Genomic DNA, 21,231 nt, shown 5'->3' on the forward strand with positions numbered 1-21,231 from the left:
GCCGTTCTCCCCGGAGAACTATATAATAATACAAACAGGGGTGTTCCAGATGAAAAATTACGCAAAAACGATCAACTTGTCGGCGGCCGCCTTGCTGCTGACCGGGTCGCTCGCCGCCTGCTCAAGCCCGGCGAAGGACGGTGCGCCGGCCGCGTCCGGCGGGAGCGGCGCTCCGAAGGAAACCGTAACGCTCAAGGTCGAAATGTTTGACAGAGGCAATACGCCGCCCGGAGCCGGGCCGGTCGACAACAATTTTTGGACGCAGTGGATTCAGAAAAACTTCGGCGATCCGAACAACATCAAGCTGCAGTTTATTCCCGTGCCGCGCAACCAGGAGGTCGACAAGCTGAACGTGCTGATGTCGACCGGGGATGCGCCCGACATCGTGTTTACTTACGACATGAATACGATTTTCAACTATGTCAAAAGCGGCGGCTTGACCGACCTCGGCAAGCTGATCGACGAGCACGGCCCAAATTTGAAAAAGTTCCTCGGACCGGAAACGCTGGCCTACGGCGTATTCGGCGGCAAGCAGTATACGATTCCGGCCAAACGCACGCTGCAGTACGCCCACGCCTCGATGATTCGCAAGGATTGGCTGGACAAGCTCGGACTGCCGGTGCCGAAAACGAAAGACGAATTTTACGCGGCGATGAAAGCGTTTAAGGAAAAAGATCCGGGGAATACCGGCGGCAAGGTGATTCCTTACGGGTTTGCGGCTATGAACGGCAGCAACTATGTTTCCGCGAATATGCTTATCAGCAGTTTCGTCAAGAAGACATCGGAGGAGGATTTCTACGCCTTGCCCGATTTCCTGAAGCCGGGCTACAAGGACGGCGTCCAGTTCCTGAACAAAATGAATCAGGAAGGCCTCATCAGCCCCGATTTTGCACTGGATAAAGACATGAAGAAATTCGAAAGCGACGTAGCGAACGGATATGTCGGCGCCTTCACCGCGATTGCCGCACATCAAAACCTGATGCTTCCCGGCAACGTGTTCGATACCATGAAGAAGAACGTTCCCGGTGCCGAATACGTGTCGATGGACGCTTTTACGAACGAGGAGGGCAAACGTCCGAAGGCCATTTACGAGCCGACCGGGCTCCACATGATGATCCCGAAATCGAGCAAGCGAGCGGTGGAAGCGATCAAATATTTGGACTGGATGTCCAAAAACGATGTGCTGTTTACTCTCACCAACGGACTGGAGGGTCAGCATTATACGATGGAAAACGGCTTTCCGAAGCCGATCGCGACGGATGAGGCGAAGAAGACGTTTTACAACAACGCGGATATCGCGATCGTGATCAACGGCAAAGATTTCGGCAGCAAGGAGAAAAACATCGAAGGCGCGGCTATCACTTATCCGAATTACAAGGAGCTGGCGAAGCAAAACATCGTCAATGCGCTGACCGACGGCTACACGCCGCCGCGATTCGACCGGCCGATCGATGCGGACATCAAATACGGCAAAATAACCGGCGAAAAGGCGCAGGAAACCGTCGTCAAGAGCATCCTTGCGAAGCCTGCGGATTTCAATAAAATTTTTGACGACGGCGTGGCGGAGTATTTGAAAATCGGCGGACAAGCCGTAATCGATGAGAAAAGAGCCGCCTACAAGGATATGAAGAAAAAGTAAAAAAGCCGTAAGGCAAACCCCTTGGCGCGGCGAGGGGTTTGTCTGCATGTTTCACATGTGAAATGTTTGGAGGACTTTCGGAGGCAGGAGATGAAGAAACGTGAAGAAGACCAATAATAACTACATCACCCGCATGCTGCTGTCGTATCTTCCGATCCTGTTTCTGACGGTCAGCGTTCTGGTTTTTATTTTTTTCGCGATCATCAATGAATTGAACGTGCGCAATGCGCTGCAGGCCAACAAGGTGACGACCGAATATACGGCCAATATGATCGACAGCTCGCTCAAGAGCATCGATATGGATTCGCGCAAAATGATACAGAACAGCGCGGAGCTGCTGCATTTTCTCGACAGTGCGCCCGACCGGACGCTGGAATACGAGGTATCCAACGTGCTGAGCGGGCTTATGGTTCAATACAGCTTTATCGATTCGGTCTACTTGTACCAGGCGAAAGACGGCAAGGTGCTCGATCAAAGCACGATCCGTCCGCTTGAAGAGTTTCCGGACCGTGGGTTCGTGCTGGAATCGCTGGAGAAACCGATCGCGGGCAACTGGACGGCTCCCCGCAGCAAAGGGGGAGAGCGGAACCCCGATGCCGAAGCGAAGGTGATTTCCCTCGTGCGGAAAATTCCGCTCGATTCCGGAAGTCTCGGCTGCATCATCATCAACGTTCGCGTATCCGCGCTCGATAAATTCATTGACCAGCTGATCGACCGTAAAGTAACGCAGGCGCAAATTTACGATGCGGCGGGCCGGCCTTTTTTCCAGGAGGAGAAGCTTGAGCAGGGGATGAATGCGGACACCGTATCGGATTATACGGGGTGGACGTACCGAACGGGCATCAAGGGAGGCCGGCTGTTCAGCTTTCTGCTTCAGGGGGGCGTCATGTGGGTGATGCTGGGGCTCGGCGCGATTGCGTTCGCCATCGGCTCCACCTTCTATGTGACACGCCGCAGCTACAAGCCGATCGAAGCGATTTTGCACCGGATCGACCGGTTCTCGTCGGCGGTTAAAGCAAGCGACCTGAAGGAGAACAAAAACGAGTTCGCCTTCATCGATCAGGCGATCGAGAAGCTGATCACGAACAACATGGCGTTTCAGGAAAAGCAGCAGGAGCATATGGTCATACGCCGCCAGCAGTTTTTGCAAAGCCTGCTCAGCGGGGATTACGAAGCGGACGGCGGCATGTGGGAGCCGGAGCGGCAGCATTTCGGCCTCTCGGACGGGCATTTTATTGCGGCACTGCTGGAGATCGACCACTACGTGCAGTTTGCGCTGAAGTATAACCAGAAGGATCAGTCGCTGTTTAAGTTCGTCGTCAGCAGCGTGGCGTCGGAGATTGCCGAGCAGCGCCAAATGCGTGTGGTGGTCGAGTGGATTGCGAAAAATCAGCTCGTGCTGCTGCTCATTTCCGGCAGCGCGGTCGATCTGGAGCACCGGATGCTGCAGCTGTCCGAGCAGATCCGCTCCTGGATCGAAGAGCATCTGGAATTTACCGTGACGATCGGCATCGGCACGGCGTCGGACGATGCGGGCGATATTTGCCGCTCGTTCGAGGCTGCGGAGGAGGCGGTCGGCCACAAGGTGACGCTCGGCATCAACCAGATCATCGACGCGGTGGAGGTCAAGGAAAAGCCGGCGGGCGAATGGTTTGTTTATTTGCAAATGATCCAGGCAGCCGTGCGTCATTTCCGCTTGTCGGAGCCGGAATGGACGGGTGTTTTCGGGCGGCTGTTCCGGGAAATGGCCGTCCACCGGCTGCCGAAGGACGATGTGGAGCGGCTGCTGCATTATTTGATTTTTCAGACGGAGAGGGAGCTGGACGGGTGGCTGCCCGAAATCGTCAATGCCTGGGAGGCGCGGACGAAACCCGAGCTTCTGGAGGTGCTGGGGAAAAGGGATACGCTCGGCGAGCTGGAAAGCGGCTTCCGCAGCGCTTTTATGCAGCTGTCGGAGCTGATTGCCGAGCTCGGCCAGAGCCGCAAGCACAACAGCCTGATGAAGGAAATCCGGGATTACGTGGCCGAGCACTTCACCGATCCGAACCTTTCGCTGACGCTGCTCAGCGACCGTTTTCAAGTGAATCCGAAATATTTGAGTCAATTGTTTAAAGAGGAAATCGGGGAAAATTTCAGCGATTTCGTCATCGCGCTGCGCGTCGAGTTTGCGAAAAGGCTGCTCAGGGAAACAAGCGATACGGTGCAGGACATTTCTGCGAAAACCGGATACGCCACGGCGATTTCGTTCAACCGTATATTCAAAAAAGTGGTGGGCGTGTCGCCGGGCCAATACCGGGAGTCCGTTCAAACAACGGGGCAAATGGAAGAATATGGATCTGATGCGAAGGATGGGGGATAAAATGATTTTGACAGGGCAAAAGGAGCTGCGGTTTGGCGGCGCGATCCGCATCCGCATTCCGGCATTGCCGGCTTCTCCGGTGGAGCACGCGCTGCGCATGCTGTCGAGAGATTGGCAGGCGGTGCTCGGAGAAGCGCCGGTGATGTCGGCGGAGCCGTACGAAGAAGCGGATCTGGGAATCCGTTATGCGGTCGATGAAGACGGGATTGCAGAGCGTCCGGAAGCGTTCGGCTTCCGGTTTGGCGCTGCGGCGGGACAGCGTCCGCGTATGGAAATTGTGGGACGCGACGACCTGGGTCTCGTTTACGGCATATTGGAATTCAGCCGGAGGTTTTTGGGCATCGAACCGTTCTGGTTTTGGATGGACCAGCGCGTGGAGAGGCGGAGCGAGATCGCAGTTCCGTGCGTGCCCTATGATGCACCCGCGCCGAAAACCCGGTTTCGCGGATGGTTCGTCAACGACGAGGTATGCCTGATCGGCTGGAAGGAGCCGTATCCGCCGTCGCGGGAGGTTTGGCTGCCCGTGTTCGAAGCGCTGCTGCGCTGCGGCGGCAACATGGTCATTCCCGGCACCGATCTGCCGAAAACCGGCGTTCATTTTGACGTCGCCTCCGAGATGGGGCTGTGGGTGACGCATCATCACGCCGAGCCGCTCGGAGCCGAGATGTTTCTCCGCGCCTATCCGGGGAAGGCGGCCAGCTACCGGGAAGAGCCGGAGCTGTTCGAGGCGCTGTGGCGGGAGGCGATCGAGAAGCAGAAGGGGCGCAGCGTGCTGTGGGTGCTTTCGTTCCGCGGGCAGGGCGACAAGCCGTTTTGGGAAAACGACCCTTCGTTTGATACGCCGGAAAAACGCGGCGCGATGATCGGCAAGGTCGTGCGCAGGCAATACGACATGGTCGCCGAGGCGGTGGAGCATCCGGTCTGCTGCGTCGCGCTGTACGGCGAAATCGCCGAGCTGTACAAGGGCGGTTACATCGACCTGCCGGACGACGTGATCAAAATATGGGCCGACAACGGATACGGCAAAATGGTGTCGCGCCGCCACGGCAGCACCAACCTGCGCGTGCCGTCCCTGCCGGAGCCGGGCGATACGGGAAAACACGGTATCTATTACCACGTGACGTTTCACGATTTGCAGGCGTCGAATCATTTGACGCTGTTTCCGGGTTCCGCCGATTTTATCCGGCGGGAGGTGGAGAGTGCGTTTGCGGCAGGTGCCGGGGAATACGTGCTCGTGAACTGCGGCAACATCCGTCCGCATGTATATACGCTCGATTTGCTGCGCGAATTGTGGAACGAGGGGATGGCGGACACGGGCAAACACTTGGACGAATTCGTCGATACGTATTATGGCGGCAGCGGCGATCTCCAATCGGAGATTGCCGGGCTGTACAGAACGTACTCCGAAGCGGCGATTCCTTATGGTCCTCATGAGGACGATTTGGCCGGCGACGAATTTTACCACCACCCTGCCCGCAAAATCATCAGCCACTGGCTTCAGGGCAAGGGCGATCAGCCGCACCGCGGGCTGATCTGGGCGGCCGGCGACGTGCCGTTTGCGGAGCAGGTCCGCTACTTCGAGCAGCGGTGCGCCGAGGGGCTGGAGCGCTGGTCGGAGTGGCTGGAGCGCTGCGACAGGCTGATTGACAAGCTGAACGATCCGCAGGACCGGCAGCGCGTCTCCGATCATCTGCGGTTTCACGGCGTCCTGCACCGTTCCGGCTGCGAAGGCTTTATGCGGCTGTGCCGCGCATACAAAGCTTATACGGCCGGTCATTATCCGCAAGCGTTCGTGTTCGCCTCCCAGGCGTTATGGGGCTACCGGGAAGGGCTTCAAGCTTTGCGCGAGGCGGAGCACGGCAAGTGGGAGCGCTTCTACAGCGCGGACTGGCTGACCAACATCGAAAGCACCGTGAACAACGTGGATACGCTCAGGCGGTTTTTGCGGATGCACGGAGACAGCCCGGACTTTTTCCTCTGGTACAAGGAATACCTCATGCCGGAAACGGAGAAGCACATCTACCTGGAAAACACGCACCGCAAGCCGCTGTCGGACGACGACCTGGCGGCCCGGTTAAAGATGAAGTTTGATTCCGCAGGGAGTTTGCTTCCCTAAGCCGGGCTTATTTCAACACGAACCCGATTTAACGTATACTTTTCCAGCATGTAAATGATCAGTAGACTCGCCGCGCGAATGCAGACCAAGTAAATTAATTTCCAGCCGGCGTGGAAAATCAATATACCGGTGTTCAAGAGAATAACATCGGTGAATACGAGCAGAAAAAAGGGGACCACGTTCCAGATTTTATTCTTGGGCACGTACATAAAAAAGATGACGATAAAAGCCATCGCTACGTGGTATAAAAATCCGCTGAACAACGTGCTGTCCCTGTAAATGTTCTCGACCCAATGCACGCGAAAAAACTGTTTGTCAAAGAGCATCAGCACGCTGGTCGGAGTTTGCAAAATGACCCATGCAATCGTCCAAAAAACGGTAATCCGCGGGGATGAACGCTTGGTTTCATGCAAAATGACGTACCACAGCCTCATGACAACCAGGAAACCGAATGTAATGATGCCGGTCATGTAAGTCTGCCACCAATAGTGAGTGTAAACGCCGGTTTTGACAAACACCACCTCGGTCAACATGAACAAGACGGAAATCAGACCGAGCCAAAGGTAAGACGGCTGAACAACCATGACCAAAACGGCGGTCGAAGCCCATAATGCCGAATTGGCAATGATATGTCCGATAATATTTTCTTGAAACGGATCGGGGTATAGTCCGGGTTTATAGGCGTAAGCGTTAAATACGAAGAGTACGACAGCTTCGCCTACCCACGTCCAGGCCGTCGTGAACAAAAAATAAGTGAACCAATCCGCCGCGTTGCCCATTCGATACACCGTGTAGCCGGAAATGATCGCTCCGATGATGATCAATCCGTAGTACCATATCATATTCGGCATAAGTCCCTTCCCTTGGAAACGGCATATTTCCTATGATTTCCAAATTCCAGGGTTTTTCATACGCGGACATACAAGATCAGGCCGCCCTTAGGGCGACCTGTTTGCTCCTATTCTCCATCGTATCTCTCCGGGATCGGGCGGACCTATGATAACGGTCTGATCGACCGGCTTGACCGCCTCGGTCCACTGAGGGGCATGGATGCCGTATACGATCTGTAATACCTCGGGAGGCGTTTTCCTCAGGACGTCGGACCCGTAAATGATCTGAAAGTCTTTATTGTCGAAGCTGACCACGAAGCGGGTTTGATCCGTGACCGCAATCGTCCAGTGCCACCAGCCCGTCGGAATATACACCGACTGCAGCGGCCCGACGCGGTAGCTCAGCACTTGAAGGGTAAAAGGATTCAGAATGGATTCGACGATCTCTCCTTGTATCATATAGAGGAGTTCGTTTGCATTGGGGTGCCAGTGAGGTTCGATGCTGTGTCCCTTGCTCAAAAACACGTCGACCAAACTTAAGCCTTGTATGACGGGCAGCTGTTTCGCGGTTTGGTAAAGAATAAAGTTTCGGTCGTCCTTCACGAAGTAGGGGGAAGACCTTAAGTCGAAGGACAAATTTAATGAAGACGAGCTGTAGGAGGTTTGATCGTTAGCGGTGGTCATTCTCATGATTCACGCCTTTCCTAACAGGATGATCAGGAATGAAACATCAGGCACACAAGAGTATATTCGGGGAATCGTAAATCATGATTATATAGATGTCAATGACGAATCCGACGAACTGCGGGAACCGCAGGGATCGCTTGGCGAACTTCGTTTTGCCCGGAGGCGGTCGTTCTGCCGCTCGGGACGATTGCTTCTGCAAGCGCGTGCACTTGCTAAACTTGAAGAGGCAGTTCCCTCAGCCATCATCATGGCTGGGGGACTGCCCCTTTGCGCACTGCTCGCCGTAAATTTTGTCGCGAAGGCTGCCGTTATTTTCGCGACGTTTTCGGCTTCCAGAATTTATGTTCCAGTTTTTCATACTGTTCAATAAAAAAGTTCATTACATGGCTTGTTTTTCCATCGTGACAGATGAGTTTGTAGACGGCTATGGCAGAGAAGGTTCCTATCGTCATTCCGGTTACCACATCGGATGGGTAATGGACACCTGTCCAAATTCTCGAGAAGGCAATACCCGCGGCAAGTAAGATCAGCGGTAAACCGGCTTTTTTCCTCCAAAGCCAAACGGATACCGCGATGGCAAAAGCACCCGCCGCATGATCGCTCGGAAAAGAGGCATTCGCCGCATGTGGTATAAGTTGAACGACATGATGCGTTACAAACGGTCTGTCTCTGTAAAGAAACGTACCCAGCAAAACGTTAGTCCCCAATGCCAGACAAGCCGATAACAAGGCGTGGCCAACCATGCGTCTGTTTTGAGGCGTCCTTATGAACCAATATAGAATCACGGCCATGTAAAAAACGTATTCCCCGCCCTCGGCAAGAAAATCCATCAAGGGGTTTAAGAAGGACTTCGAAATCGCCAAATCGTTAATGCTTTTAAACCATTCGTAGTCAAATTGTGCCAATAAGTTCATCTGTTCAGCTTCCCTTCGTCGTACTTGGCAGTCAATGAAGGAAATTATAATAGGTTTAGCTGAAAATTACATTAAAAAAGGGCCACTCCATGCGGTTAACTGGAGCGGAGGCGCACGGGTGCATATGCCGCGTTACTATAGAGGGGCTCGGATTGCCTATTCTATCGTTCATTTTTTTTGTACGGCCCGTCGCTGCGATTTGCGGCGGGCCGATTCTCAGCGGGTCAGGCTTGTCTTAAAGCCTTCCCGCCATGTCGGGTGCAGCGGCTCCCAGCCGCAGCTTTTGCGGGCTTTCGCATTGGAGGCTCCGCGCTCGCCGCGGCCCGCAGCGGCCCTTTGCTCCGGCGCGGGCGCTCCGACGGCGGCGGCGAAGGCCGGGAGCCAGTCGGTCCCTGCCGCCGGCTCATCGTCGGTCACGTTCACGATCCCCGTCGGCCACTCCAGCGCAAGCAGCGCGGCTCTGGCCGCATCCTCGACATGGAGAAACGAGGCGATTCCTTCACCGGCCGGCAGTTCCTTGCGGCGCGCCTTCTCCGCGATCAGACCCTCGGCGTGATACCAGGTCCCCGGGCCGTAAAACAGGCCGTAGCGGAGAATAACATGCTCCGGCATTTCGGCCGCGGCTTTCTCAAGCGAGACAACACCGTCAATCGTCGTTTTGCGCGGCATCGGGGCGTCCGTATCGAGCGGAACCTCCTCCGCAGCGGGCGAGTCCCCCGGCTCATACGCCCACGAGATGCTTTGCGCGATCATGCGTCTCACCCCGGCCCTAAGAGAGGCGTCGACCAGATTGCGCGTGCCTTCGGTCCTTATTTTTGCATTTTCGGCCAAATCCCAGGCGCTCAGCGAAGTAAGCTGATGGATGACCGCATCGGGCCGCGCCTCCAGAAGCGCGGCGGCGACAGCGTCTTTGTCGAAGGCATCCGCCACTACGGGCTTCGCCCCCAGAGCTTGTATGATGCTTTTGCGCGAAGCGTTCCCGGTCATACCGACGACCTCGTGACCGGCTTGTACCAACAAAGGCAGCAGCAAGCGTCCGACGACGCCGGTTGCTCCCGCGACGAATATTTTCATCGTTGTTCCTCCTCTTCAGATGCGGAAATGGCAGGCAGTGGAGCCTGCTCTCTATTAAGACAGGAAACAACGCAAATTTGTGACGTCTTCCGAAGCCGGATCATCTCATGAACATGAGCAGCGTTTCGCGGTCCGCCTTCGGCAGCTTGGCGACGACAAGCCGGTACGACTCTTCGAGCATGACGGCGACGACCTCGTCCGGCACAGCGCCGCTTAGCAGCACGGTGTTCCAGTGCCGTTTGTTCATATGGTAGCCGGGCAGTACGGCGCCGGGATAAGTTTCGCGCTGCAGCCACGCTTCGTCCGGCGACGTCTTCAGGTTGACGCTTTCGACGCCATGCCGATGGCTCAGCAAGGCGAACATTTTGTCGCGAACGAACAGCACCGGCATGGCGGGATCGAACGGATACCGCAGGCTGGTGCCTCTGTAGTTCAAGCCTAATTCGATAATTTGCTGATGGTTCATGGCCGATGTTTCGCCCCCGTTTGATTTTGCAGGATAACATTATCATACCGTCAAACGGGGAAGATGCCAACTTCCTTTGCGCAGCCTTACTTGAGGAAACCGAGCAAAGCGGCATTGAACGTATCCATCTCGTCATAAAACAGCCCGTGGCCGCTGTCCGCGAAAGGGAACAGGCGCGATCCGGCAATTCCCTGCTGAAGAGCCTGACCGGACGGAAAAGGGACGACCCGATCATGCACCCCGTGAAAAATAACCGTCGGCACGCGGATTTGTTCCAGATCTCCGCGCAAATCTTCATCCCTCAGCGAAATCAGACCTTGTATGATCCCATGGGAGGACGCTTCGAACCCAAGACCCTGAAACCAATTGAAAAAATCGCGGCTGACGCTCCGGTGAAAAAACATTTCGCCGAAGCCGGCCAGCATCTTCGGCCGATCCCGGTACGTTTGGCGGATCAGGTCATCGACCTGTGAGGCGGGCAGCCCGTAAGGATAATCGGGACGGCTTGTAAAAACGGGGGCCGCCGCTGCCGCCAGCGCGAGCTTTGCGACCCGGCTGCCGCCATAGCGGGCCATATACCGGATGGCGACAGCCCCGCCGATGGAAAAGCCGACCAACGCCGCATTCTCCACCTGCAGCGACTCGAGGACCGCGTGCACGTCATCGGCCAGCCGGTCGTACGAATAGCCGTGCCAAGGTTTGTCGGACCGGCCGAAACCGCGAAGATCGAGAGCGATGCAGCGGAGCCCGTAATGCGGCAGCACGTTCAATTGATACTCAAACATGCGGTGATTGACCGGCCAACCGTGAATGAACACGGCCGGATGGCTGCCCGCGCCGGGGTTCAGATCGTGCACGAAGATGCGCACTCCTTTTTCGACCGCAATATACATTTGCATCCCGCCTTCCGTAACCGTATTGCCATGCTATTTGCAGCATATTCGCCGGATAAAGTTTCAGAACCGAAATACATCTTTACGTTCAAGGGATAATTTGTTGACGCTTTCAATCTGCGGACATATAATTAGGATTAGTACATTATAGGACATATATGGAGAGTTTAGGGGTTCGAAGCTTGCCGATCGGCTTTATAGGACAAAATAGGCACGATTGAAAACGGTATCACAAATAACGTTCTATGATGGAACATTATAATTCAATTAAAGCCAAATGAATATTGACATTATTTGTATTGAATTATAACATGAATGTAATATAATTTCGTTTATGTTATTATTTATAACATAAACATTACACATCCTTCGTCTTCGCGATGAAGCGTAGTTTTTGAAGGGGGATTTTCTTTGGGGGGTGAGCGGATGGATAACCATCAATCGATTGATCAGGATACGGAAACCCCGCTTTATGTGCAGCTGATCGAAAAGTTCCGGAACATGATCGAAACCGGGGAGATGCAGTCGGGAGAACGTTTTCCCGCCGAGCTGGAGCTGGCGAAGCGGTACGGCGTGGCCCGGATTACGGTCCGAAGCGCGATCGCGGAGCTTGTGCAGGACGGGCTGCTCGTGCGGCATCAAGGCAAGGGCACCTTCGTGGCGGAGCAAAAAATCGACCGCGAGCTCGTCAGCGTGGCGAGCTTCACCGACCGCATGAACTCGCGGGGCATTCGCGCCGGCTCGCGCCTGGTCAGCGTAAGAACCGTCAAGGCGACAGGCAAGCAGGCGAGGCTGCTCGGTGTGGAGGAAGGGGCGGCGATCGTCGAAATCGTACGGCTCCGCTTGAGCGACGGCGTACCGGTCGCTCTGGAAACGTCGTGCCTGTCTGCGGAGCGCTGTCCCGGCGTCGAGAAGGAAGATTTGGTGGAGCAATCGCTGTACCATTTGCTTGACAGCAAATATGGCATTCGCCCAGCACATTCAAGCAAGACGTTGGAGCTCGCCCGTGCGATGACGAAGGAAGCCAAGCTGCTCGGCGTCAAAACCGGTACTCCGCTGTTTTTGTTGACCGCCGTCGTTTATTCGGAGGACAATCAGGTGATGGAGTACGTCAAAACGTTGTTCCGCGGAGACCGGTTTCGTTTTCAGGTTCATTAAAGGGGAAGTGTGAATCTTCATTAATATGACACGATGAGAGGAGCCCGGAATATGGAGATTCTTATTGTCGAAGACGAAACGTTGATTCGGAAAGGTTTGGAACGGATGATCGGGGAGCTCGGCTACCGGGTCGCGGGGACGGCGGATGACGGAGAGACTGCGATGCAGTGGCTCGAAGGCCGCTCCGCGCCACCCGACCTGATCATCACCGATATTTTCATGAAATACGTGGACGGCCTGGAGTTGGTCGGGAAAGTCAATGCGTCTTATCCGGGCGTCAAATGCGCCCTGCTGTCCGGACATGACGATTTCCGGCTTGCCCAGCAGGCGATCAGCCTGAAGGTATGCCGCTATTTGACCAAGCCGATCAACCGGGATGAGCTGGGTGCCGCTTTGGGCGAAATCCGGGTCGAAGTCGAGCGGGACAAGCTGCGCAGGATGGATTTGCTCAAGTGGGAGCAGCGCAGCGCCAGCAGCGCTCTGTACATCAGGGACAAGCTGCTGTCCGATTTGCTTGAGGCGCGCCTTGTTTCGCCCCGGGACATTTTGCATCATGCCGATTGCTTCGATTTCGATCTGGAGGCGACTTTGCTCTCCGGCGGCGTCATCCGCCTGCAATCGTCCGGCAGTCCCGTGTCGCAGAGGGATTCCTTGCTTTATTCCGTGGCAGTCAAGCATTTGTTCACCGAGACGATGCTCTCCGACTATCACGGCTTCGTGCTGCTCAAAGATTCGTGTACGCTCGTTTTCGGCGTGGATGAGCCGGAGCCGGAGCGGGTGCATGAAGCGGCCGCCCGGTTCGCGGATATGTCCGCAAGCATGCTGGGCGTGCCGGTCGTATTTGGCGTCAGCTCCCGGCCGGCCACTTTGCTGCAGTTTCGCCGGGCGGTCGCCGAAGCTAACGAACATATGGAGCGCTCCCGCGAGGAGCAGCGTTACTACCCTTCGGAGCTGGAGCAGAAGCTGCGCGTTTCCGTTCGCGCAGGGGATCGCGAAGGTGCGCTGGCCGATGCGCGCGCCGTCGTCGATGCGATTGCCTCAAGCGATGCGAATTCCGATTTTGTTTTGCGTTCCTTTTACAAGCTGGCCGAATCGCTGGAAGCGCTGTTCCGCGAGCTGGATCGACAGGTGGCGCCTCCCCGGCTCGCCGGGCTCACTCGAACCGAACTCGCCGAAACGATGCTCGAATGGCTGCACGCCGGCATCGCCGGGATCGGACCGCATAGGCAAGGCCAGCATAACGACATTGTGGCCAGAGTGATTGCGCACATGCAGGAGCATTACGCCGACGGCGGCTTGAATTTGCAGCGTTTGGCCGATCTCGTGTATGTGCATCCCAACTATTTGACGCAAATTTTTCGCAAAATGACCGGCTTGTCGTGCATGCAATATTTGGCGAAGCTCCGCATGGAGCAGGCGAAAAAGCTTTTGCACGAATCCGATTTGAAAATCTCCGAAATTGCCGAAAAGGTCGGCTACGACAACCACTTGTATTTCAGCAGCTATTTCAAAAAGTGGATCGGCAAAAGTCCGTCCGGCTACAAGGAAGGACTTTCCTCCCATGATTGAACGCCTCCGCCATTTTCTGAACCGCTCGTATAATACGCTGTCGCGAACGATTTTTGTCAAACTGCTTCTGCTGCTGCTTATTCCGAACCTGCTTCTCGTCTTCGTCATTCAGCAGTTGACCGACAGGCAGGTCGAGCAAAAAGCGAGTGAAATTCAAAACACGCTGGTCGGTCTGGAGCACGCCGTAAACCGCGAGGTCAGCTCGCTTTTCGGCGTCGTCACCACGCTGACCAACCAACTGATCATCGAACCCGAGGTGCAGCGAATTTTGCTGTACAGCTGGCGGGAGGGCAGAGGGAGCCATCCGGGCGCAACCCCTACTCCGGACGCCGAGCTGAGGAAGCTGCAAATGCTCTACGACAACCAGGCGGCGATGCTGTCGCTGCTGTCCCGGTACCGCCTCGTCTGGACGAACATTTATTCGCTGGCGATCGTCGACACCCAAGGCAACATTTATTTAAGCACGGCGCAAAACTATCAAATTTATCCGCAGGATCTCGCAGCCTCCCGATTGCTGAAGGCGGCTTCGAACGACCCGCTGCCGTGGAGCATCGACGACGCCCTGACCAAAAACGAAAACATGATCACCATCTCCCGGAAAATATACGGGACGACGATGCCGCAGCAGGTGATCGGGCACGTTATCATCAATCTTTCGTTAAACGAGATTCAAAATTCGTTCGATACGTACAACTATTTTGGAAAAATGGTATTCGGCATGTATAACGCGTCCGGCAACGGCAGGATGGTTTACGACGGCCGCCGGTTTTCCGCGGAGGAGGAGAACGTGCCTCTTTTCGCCGAAAGCGGGGAGATACAGCAGGGCGTGCCGTTTCGAAACGCCTCCTGGAATATGATCGTTAGGCAGATGGAAGGGCCGTCCGCGCTCGGGGCCCGCAACTATTTGTTCGTCGGGCTGGACGACCGGTATATACGGGAGCAGACGAAAGCGATCAGCGACAGCCTCAAATACGGCTATGCGGTTTTCCTCGCGATGGCGCTCGGCATTTCCTTGTGGGGAGCGACGGTCATGTCGCGCCGGATCGGGCGCGTGCTCAAAGCGATGCGGCAATTCGGCCAGGAACAGTGGGGGACGCGAATTGTGCTCAAGGGCTCCGATGAAATCAGCATCATGGGCAACACGTTTAATTCGATGGCCTCCCATATCGAAGAGCTGCTGCGCGACGTGGCCGCCGAGCAAAACCTGAAGCGGCTGTTCGAGCTGAGGGTGCTGGAGTATCAGATCAACCCGCATTTTCTTTACAACACGCTGGACACGATCCATTGGCTCGCCCTGGACAGCGAGCGGCCGCAAATCAGCCGGATGGTCGAAGGGCTGTCCAAGCTGTTCAGGATCATTTTGAGCAAGGGGAACGAAACGATCGCGCTGCGCGAGGAGTTCGAGATGGTGCGGATTTATTTGGACATCCATAAAATCCGCCTGGAGGACCGCTTCGATTACGAGCTGCGCCTTCAGCCCGAAGCGCAGGAGCACAAGATCAGCAAGATCGTGCTTCAGCCGCTTGTCGAAAATGCGCTGCTGCACGGCATCCGCAGACTGCGTACGAAAGGGCTGATCACCGTCTCGGGCGAAATGGACGGGGATTACATCGTGCTGACGGTGGCCGATAACGGAATGGGCATGCCGGAGGAAAAGCTCGACAGGCAGCGGCGTTTGATCGACTCGGACGTGTGGAGCGAGGAGGCGATGGGCGGCTCGGGCTACGGCATGAAAAACGTCGACTCCCGGCTGAAGCTGATGTTCGGCGAGCGCTACCGGATGGACATCGAGTCCGGCGGCGAAGTTCCGGGAACGCGCGTGACGATCCGCATTCGCGTGGACGGATGAGGGCGTGCGGGGGCGGTTTGAGAGGATCCCGAGAATGGAAAAAGCCGCTCTCAGCCTCACGTCCCGGCAATGCCGGGGTCTGAGAGCGGCAAAATCCGCTCTCGGCCCATCTTGGGGGCTATTTCGGGCGGGAAAGGTCGGCGGAGAGCCGGAAAAACCGCCTCTCAGCCTCACGTCCCGGCAATGCCGAGGTCTGAGAGCGGCAAAATCCGCTCTCAGCCCATCTTGGGGGACATTTCGGGCGGCAAAGGAGGCGGAGAGCCGGAAAAACCGCCTCTCAGCCTCACGTCCCGGCAATGCCGGGGTCTGAGAGCGGCAAAATCCGCTCTCAGCCCATCCTGCGTGCCTCACCCCAACCACATTAATTTTCTGCATATCATCCTCTTAAGATTGTTAATATTTCGTGAAGGCGGCCTGCCTTATAATGAAGCCAAGAGGGAAAAGCCAGTACATCCTCATCCCAAACGGTGAATATCCACAAAGGAGGCAAGTCGAACAATGAACAAAAAATGGTTGCTCGCTTCACTTACTCTGGTTTTCGCTTTCGCCACCGCCTGTTCGTCCCAAACGGGCAGCACGCCGGCTCCGAAAGAAGGTGCAGGAACGCCGGCGAACAAATCAAATGAGCAGATCAAGATCACATGGTGGGATTTTCAGCCGAACCAGGCGATGATCGATGCTCTGAACACTTTGATTGCCGCCTACGAGAAAGAGCATCCGAACGTGAAAATCGAAAGAACGTTCGTTCCCTTCGCCGATATCAAAAACAAGCTGCTGCTCGGCTCGGCGGCCGGACAGCTTCCCGACATCGTCATGATCGACGGTCCGGATCATCAGGCGTTTGCTTCCGCCGGAGTGCTCGCCGACATTACGGAGCAGGTTAAAGCATGGGGCGAGGCGGATAAATATTTCGAAGCTCCGTGGAACGCAACGATGTACAAAGGCAAAAACTACGGAGTTCCGGTCAGCAACAACAACCTCGGATTGTTTTACAATGCCGATATGCTGAAGGAAGCCGGAGTCGAGCCGCCCAAAACGTGGGACGAGCTGAAGACGGTGGCCAAGAAGCTGAGCAAAAACGGCGTCTATGGCCTCGCGATAGCGGCACCGAAAAGCGAGCAGCTCACGTTCCAATACCTTCCGTTCCTCTGGCAGGCAGGCTCGGACCTCACGAAGATCGACAATCCGGGAACGGTGGACACGCTCAAGCTGTATAAGGAGCTGGTGGACAGCGGCTCGATGTCGAAGGAGGTTTTGACGCAGGATCAGCAAGCGACGTTCCTCCAGTTCATGGCGGGAAAAGTGGCGATGGTATTAAGCGGTCCGTGGCAGCTGCCGGCCTTGAAAGACGCGAAGTTCAACTGGGGACTCGTCGATCTGCCGTCCGGCAAGGAAAAAGCGACGATTCTCGGCGGCGACGACTGGGCGATCACGGCCACTTCGAAGTATAAGGACGTCGCCTGGGACATCATCAAATTTTCGCAAAAGCCGGAATATTTGAAGCCGCTGCTGATCGGCGGCGCGAGAATTCCGAGCCGCAAAGATTTGATCAACGACCCTTACTGGCAGACGGATAAATATATGAAAATTTTCGCCGATCAGCATCAATATGCCAAAGCGCGCGCCTACGGCCCGAACTACCCGAAAATTTCCGAGGCCGTTCAAGATATGGTGCAGCAAACCGTCACCGGCGTGAAATCTCCGGAGGATGCGGTGAAGGAAGCGACGGAAAAAATCAAGCCGTTGCTGCAATGAGGCGGCATAAAAAGGGGAGGAGCCTCCTCCCCGATCGAAACATGGGAGGGAGAAGCTCCATGACGGATCAGGCGTTGCCCAAAGCGGAGAGAGCTGTCTCCAAATCGGCTCCTCGGCGGATGCGGACGGGCTGGACCAACTATATGTTCGTTCTGCCCGGAGGTCTTTTTGTACTTGTATTCCTTATATTCCCTATATTGTATAACATATGGATCAGTTTTCAGGATGTCACCTTAATGAATTTGAAAGGCGGGCACCGGTTTGTCGGATGGCAAAATTACTCGAAGGTGTTTGCCGATCCGCTCTTTAAAAGCTCGGTAAGCAACTCGCTGTATTTTACCGCCGGCAGCCTCGTATTCCAGTTCGGGCTCGGCTTCGCGCTGGCGCTCTTTTTCCACCGCCGGTTTCCGGGCAGAGACCTGATGCGTTCGCTGATCCTGCTTGGCTGGATGATGCCGATCGTCATTACCGGCACGCTGTTCAAATGGATTTTATCGGGCGACTCCGGCGTGTTCAACCATTTGCTGACGGTGCTCGGATTGATCGACAAGCCGGTGTTTTGGCTGACGAATCAGAGCACGGCGCTGACGGCGACGACGATCGCCAACATCTGGATCGGCATCCCGTTTAACATGCTCATCCTGCTGGCAGGGCTGCAGGCGCTTCCGGAGCAGCTGTACGAGGCGGCGAAAATCGACGGCGCCGGCCGGCTGCGGCAGTTCACGCAAATCACGATCCCGCTGATGCGGCCGACCATCTTCATCGTGCTGATGCTCGTGCTCATTTACACGTTCAAGGTGTTCGATCTGATTTACGTCATGACCGGCGGAGGGCCGGTGAACGTGACAACGGTGCTGCCGCTTTTTGCCTACAAGCTCGCTTTTAACAACTACGAAATCAGCATGGGCTCGACCGTTGCAAGCCTCATGTTCGTGTTCCTGATCGCTCTCGCATCGGTGTACTTATGGATGTCCAGGAAGGAGGAGAAGCTGTGATCGCTCCCGGCAAATACAGCGCCCGCAGTTACATTACGGCCATCATTGCCGCTGCGGCCACGCTCGTCTACCTGTTTCCGATCTATTGGCTGTTCGTTACGTCCATCAAACCGATGAACGAGCTGTTCGCTTATCCTCCGCATTACATTCCGGTGGCGCCGACGCTGGAGGCGTATGTCCACAACTTCGTGACGAATACGGGCATTTTCCGCTACATCGGCAACAGCTTCGTCATCGCTGCCGGCACGATGCTGCTTACGCTGCTGCTGGCAGCGCCGGCCGCTTACGGACTCGCCAGGCTGCCGATCCGCGGAAAGGGCGCCGTGCTGATCGTGCTGCTCGCCACGCAGATGCTGCCCAATATTATGGTGGCGATGCCGCTGTTTATCATGTTCTCCAAGGTGCAGCTGGTTAACAGCTACACGGCGCTTATTATCGCCAATACGACGCATACGCTGCCGTTTGCGGTGCTGGTGCTTCGCCCTTACTTTCTGGGCATCCCCGGCGGGGTGGAAGAGGCCGCAATGATCGACGGGTGCAACAAAGCGGGTGCGTTTTGGAAAATCGTGCTTCCGCTCGTTACGCCGGGTCTGCTTACGGTCGGCGCGATCAGCTTCCTGTGGGGCTGGGGCGACTTCATCTTCGCGCTGACGCTCACTTCCGATGAGACCGTGCGGCCGCTCACGATGGGGCTGAGCAAGTTTACCGGCGAATTCGGCACGCAGTGGAACTACCTGATGGCTGTTGCCGCCATAGCCGCCCTGCCGATCATCGTCATTTTCGCCTCGCTGCAAAAATATATCGTCAGCGGCTTGGCCAGCGGTTCTATGAAAGATTAATTCCAACCATATAAAGAGGTGTTCAACATGAGTTATCGCCTTGGTGTCGATACCGGCGGAACGTTTACCGATATTGCTCTCATTCACGAACAAACAGGCAAGGTGCATGTGGCCAAGGTGCCATCGACTCCTCACGATCCGTCCGAGGCCGTCATTAACGGCGTGCATGAAATCGTAAATCAAACCGGGATCGACGTGGAAAGCATTTCGTTTTTCATCCACGGCTCGACCGTAGCGACGAATGCGCTGCTGGAGCGAAAAGGCGCCAAAACGGCGCTGCTGACGACCAAAGGCTTCCGCGACGTGCTGGAGATCGGCCGGCAGTCCCGGCCGAAGCTGTACGACTTCAAAGCGCGAAAAAAGCCGCCGTTTGTCCCGCGCGACCTGCGCATCGAAGTGAGCGAGCGGATCAGGGCGAACGGAGAGGTGCTGGAGCCTCTCGATACGGAGGAAATCCGCGGGATCGCCCGCAGGCTGAAAAGCGAAGGCGTGCAGTCGATCGCCGTCTGCCTGATCAATTCCTACATCAACGATACGCATGAAAAAATGATCCGGCAAACGCTGCAGGAAGAGTACCCGGAAGCTTACACCACCTTATCGAGCGAGGTGCTGCCCGAATTCAAGGAATACGAGCGCACGAGCACGGTGGCGGCAAACGCTTACGTGCTGCCGAAAATGAAGGGCTACCTGAACCGCCTCGTCGGCAGCCTGAAGGAAACCGGCGTCTCGTCGGAGCTGTACATCATGCAGTCGAACGGCGGCATCATTACCACCGACAGCGCGATGCATACGCCGGCAAGAACGGTGCTGTCGGGGCCTGCCGGGGGGATTTTGGCCGGATTGTTCATTGTGGAAACGACGCCATACAAAGATCTGATCACCATTGACATGGGAGGCACGAGCCTCGACACCGCTTTGATTGAAAAAGGCAAGCCGCAGTACACGACGATGAGCGAAGTGGAAGGCAGCCCGATCAAGCTGCCGATGATCGAAATGCACACGATCGGCTCCGGGGGCGGCAGCATCGCCTGGATCGATGCAGGCGGCGCGCTGCGCGTCGGGCCGCAGAGCGCCGGCGCGATGCCCGGGCCGGTATGCTACAACAAAGGCGGCATGGAGCCGACCGTCACCGATGCGAACGTCATTTTGGGGCGGATCAATCCGGGATATATTTTGAACGGCAAAATGAAAATGAATCTCGAGCTTGCCCGCCAAATGATGAAGGAAAAAATCGCCGACCCGCTCGGCATCACGATAGAAGAGGCGGCCGAAGGCATTCTGCGGGTCGTCAACGCCAACATGATTCGCGGCATCCGCGTCATTTCGATTGAAAAAGGCCATGATCCGCGCAACTTCTCGCTCGTCGCCTTCGGCGGAGCGGGGCCGGTTCATGCCGTCGACATCGGCAAGGAGCTCGGCTGCCAGGAAATCATCATCCCGCCGAACCCGGGCATCACGTGTGCGATGGGCATGCTGATGGCCGACGTGCGCCACGATTATGTGCAGACGGTGCTGTCCAGCGTCGCGCAGCTGAAGCTGGACGAAGCCAACGCCGTCATCGCTCATCTCGCGGAAGAGGCGCGCGGACAGCTGCGCAAGGAAGGCTTTGCGGATGCGGAAATTCATCTGCACGCCGCCCTTGACCTGCGTTATTTGCGCCAGGCGTACGAGATCGACGTGCCGGTGGCGGGCCTCACTTTGAATGCGGCGCTGCTGGAGCAGGCGGTGCGCGACTTCCACGCGCTGCATCATAAAATGTACGGCTTCAGCCGGGAAGGCGAAACCGTCGAGCTGATCAACATCCGCCTCACCGCCATCGGCGCGATTCCGAAAATCCAGTTCGACAAAAAAGCTGAGGCATCCGGTGAGCTGGAGGCAGCGCCTTCGCGCAAGGTGTTTTTTGACGGTCAATTTGTGGATACGCCGGTGTACAACCGTTCCGCTCTGCGAGCAGGCGCCGCCGTGGAAGGGCCGGCCATTTTGGAGCAGCTCGATTCCACGATCGTCATTCATCCGGGGCAGCGAGCGGTCACCGACGATTTCGGCAATCTGATCATTCATTTGCAAAACTAGGACGAGGAGGACGGA

Annotated in this window: 16 protein-coding genes; 10 read left to right on the forward strand and 6 right to left on the reverse strand. The window is 56.0% G+C overall.

Annotated features, from left to right (window positions below):
* Positions 1 to 49: 49 nt before the first annotated feature.
* The 3 genes from MYS68_RS01265 to MYS68_RS01275 all read left to right on the forward strand — a co-directional run bounded on the left by MYS68_RS01265 (position 50) and on the right by MYS68_RS01275 (position 6,114).
* Positions 50 to 1,639: an extracellular solute-binding protein gene (locus MYS68_RS01265; protein WP_248924079.1), complete on the forward strand. Its 1,590-nt coding sequence runs from the start codon at positions 50 to 52 to the stop codon at positions 1,637 to 1,639.
* Positions 1,640 to 1,739: 100 nt separating this feature from the next.
* The gene (locus MYS68_RS01270) at positions 1,740 to 3,998 is read left to right on the forward strand and encodes a helix-turn-helix domain-containing protein (protein ID WP_248924080.1); all 2,259 of its coding nucleotides are present in this window, start codon (positions 1,740 to 1,742) and stop codon (positions 3,996 to 3,998) included.
* Position 3,999: 1 nt separating this feature from the next.
* Positions 4,000 to 6,114 carry a glycosyl hydrolase 115 family protein gene (locus tag MYS68_RS01275; protein ID WP_248924081.1) on the forward strand — a complete coding sequence of 705 codons (2,115 nt, stop codon included), beginning with the start codon at positions 4,000 to 4,002 and terminating at the stop codon, positions 6,112 to 6,114.
* Here the strand turns inward: MYS68_RS01275 and MYS68_RS01280 are convergent.
* From MYS68_RS01280 to MYS68_RS01305, 6 genes are all read right to left on the reverse strand, one after another.
* Complete coding sequence (locus MYS68_RS01280) at positions 6,111 to 6,965, reverse strand: hypothetical protein (RefSeq protein WP_248924082.1); 855 nt, start codon at positions 6,963 to 6,965, stop codon at positions 6,111 to 6,113. The two genes, MYS68_RS01275 and MYS68_RS01280, sit on opposite strands and share 4 nt — an antisense overlap.
* Before the next feature lie 87 nt (positions 6,966 to 7,052).
* The gene (locus MYS68_RS01285) at positions 7,053 to 7,634 is read right to left on the reverse strand and encodes a cupin domain-containing protein (protein WP_248924083.1); all 582 of its coding nucleotides are present in this window, start codon (positions 7,632 to 7,634) and stop codon (positions 7,053 to 7,055) included.
* Positions 7,635 to 7,939: 305 nt separating this feature from the next.
* Positions 7,940 to 8,545 carry an undecaprenyl-diphosphatase gene (locus tag MYS68_RS01290; protein ID WP_248924084.1) on the reverse strand — a complete coding sequence of 202 codons (606 nt, stop codon included), beginning with the start codon at positions 8,543 to 8,545 and terminating at the stop codon, positions 7,940 to 7,942.
* A gap of 216 nt (positions 8,546 to 8,761) precedes the next feature.
* Positions 8,762 to 9,619: an NAD-dependent epimerase/dehydratase family protein gene (locus MYS68_RS01295; RefSeq protein ID WP_248924085.1), complete on the reverse strand. Its 858-nt coding sequence runs from the start codon at positions 9,617 to 9,619 to the stop codon at positions 8,762 to 8,764.
* A 100-nt stretch (positions 9,620 to 9,719) separates the two neighbouring features.
* A complete protein-coding gene (locus MYS68_RS01300) occupies positions 9,720 to 10,085 on the reverse strand; it encodes an MmcQ/YjbR family DNA-binding protein (RefSeq protein WP_248924086.1) in 366 nt (121 codons plus the stop codon).
* A gap of 86 nt (positions 10,086 to 10,171) precedes the next feature.
* Positions 10,172 to 10,984 carry an alpha/beta fold hydrolase gene (locus tag MYS68_RS01305; protein WP_248924087.1) on the reverse strand — a complete coding sequence of 271 codons (813 nt, stop codon included), beginning with the start codon at positions 10,982 to 10,984 and terminating at the stop codon, positions 10,172 to 10,174.
* 420 nt (positions 10,985 to 11,404) lie between these two features.
* Between MYS68_RS01305 and MYS68_RS01310 the strand changes: the two genes are divergently transcribed.
* The 7 genes from MYS68_RS01310 (at position 11,405) to MYS68_RS01340 (ending at position 21,216) form a co-directional block, all read left to right on the forward strand.
* Positions 11,405 to 12,136: a GntR family transcriptional regulator gene (locus MYS68_RS01310; RefSeq protein WP_248924088.1), complete on the forward strand. Its 732-nt coding sequence runs from the start codon at positions 11,405 to 11,407 to the stop codon at positions 12,134 to 12,136.
* Positions 12,137 to 12,187: 51 nt separating this feature from the next.
* Positions 12,188 to 13,705 carry a response regulator gene (locus MYS68_RS01315; RefSeq protein WP_248924089.1) on the forward strand — a complete coding sequence of 506 codons (1,518 nt, stop codon included), beginning with the start codon at positions 12,188 to 12,190 and terminating at the stop codon, positions 13,703 to 13,705.
* Complete coding sequence (locus MYS68_RS01320; RefSeq protein WP_248924090.1) at positions 13,698 to 15,554, forward strand: sensor histidine kinase; 1,857 nt, start codon at positions 13,698 to 13,700, stop codon at positions 15,552 to 15,554. The genes MYS68_RS01315 and MYS68_RS01320 overlap by 8 nt, the downstream gene beginning before the upstream one ends.
* A 498-nt stretch (positions 15,555 to 16,052) precedes the next feature.
* Entirely contained in the window at positions 16,053 to 17,309 is a 1,257-nt protein-coding gene (locus MYS68_RS01325; RefSeq protein ID WP_248924091.1) for an ABC transporter substrate-binding protein, read from the forward strand.
* A gap of 59 nt (positions 17,310 to 17,368) precedes the next feature.
* Positions 17,369 to 18,304 (forward strand): carbohydrate ABC transporter permease, encoded by a 936-nt coding sequence (locus MYS68_RS01330; protein ID WP_248924092.1) that lies wholly within the window; start codon positions 17,369 to 17,371, stop codon positions 18,302 to 18,304.
* Positions 18,301 to 19,143, forward strand: a complete 843-nt coding sequence (locus MYS68_RS01335; RefSeq protein WP_248924093.1) for a carbohydrate ABC transporter permease — start codon at positions 18,301 to 18,303, stop codon at positions 19,141 to 19,143. Before MYS68_RS01330 ends, MYS68_RS01335 begins: the two co-directional genes overlap by 4 nt.
* Before the next feature lie 27 nt (positions 19,144 to 19,170).
* Positions 19,171 to 21,216, forward strand: a complete 2,046-nt coding sequence (locus MYS68_RS01340) for a hydantoinase/oxoprolinase family protein (protein ID WP_248924094.1) — start codon at positions 19,171 to 19,173, stop codon at positions 21,214 to 21,216.
* The last annotated feature ends 15 nt before the right edge of the window (positions 21,217 to 21,231 follow it).

The organism is Paenibacillus hamazuiensis (assembly GCF_023276405.1).
Lineage (GTDB): Bacteria > Bacillota > Bacilli > Paenibacillales > NBRC-103111 > Paenibacillus_AF > Paenibacillus_AF hamazuiensis.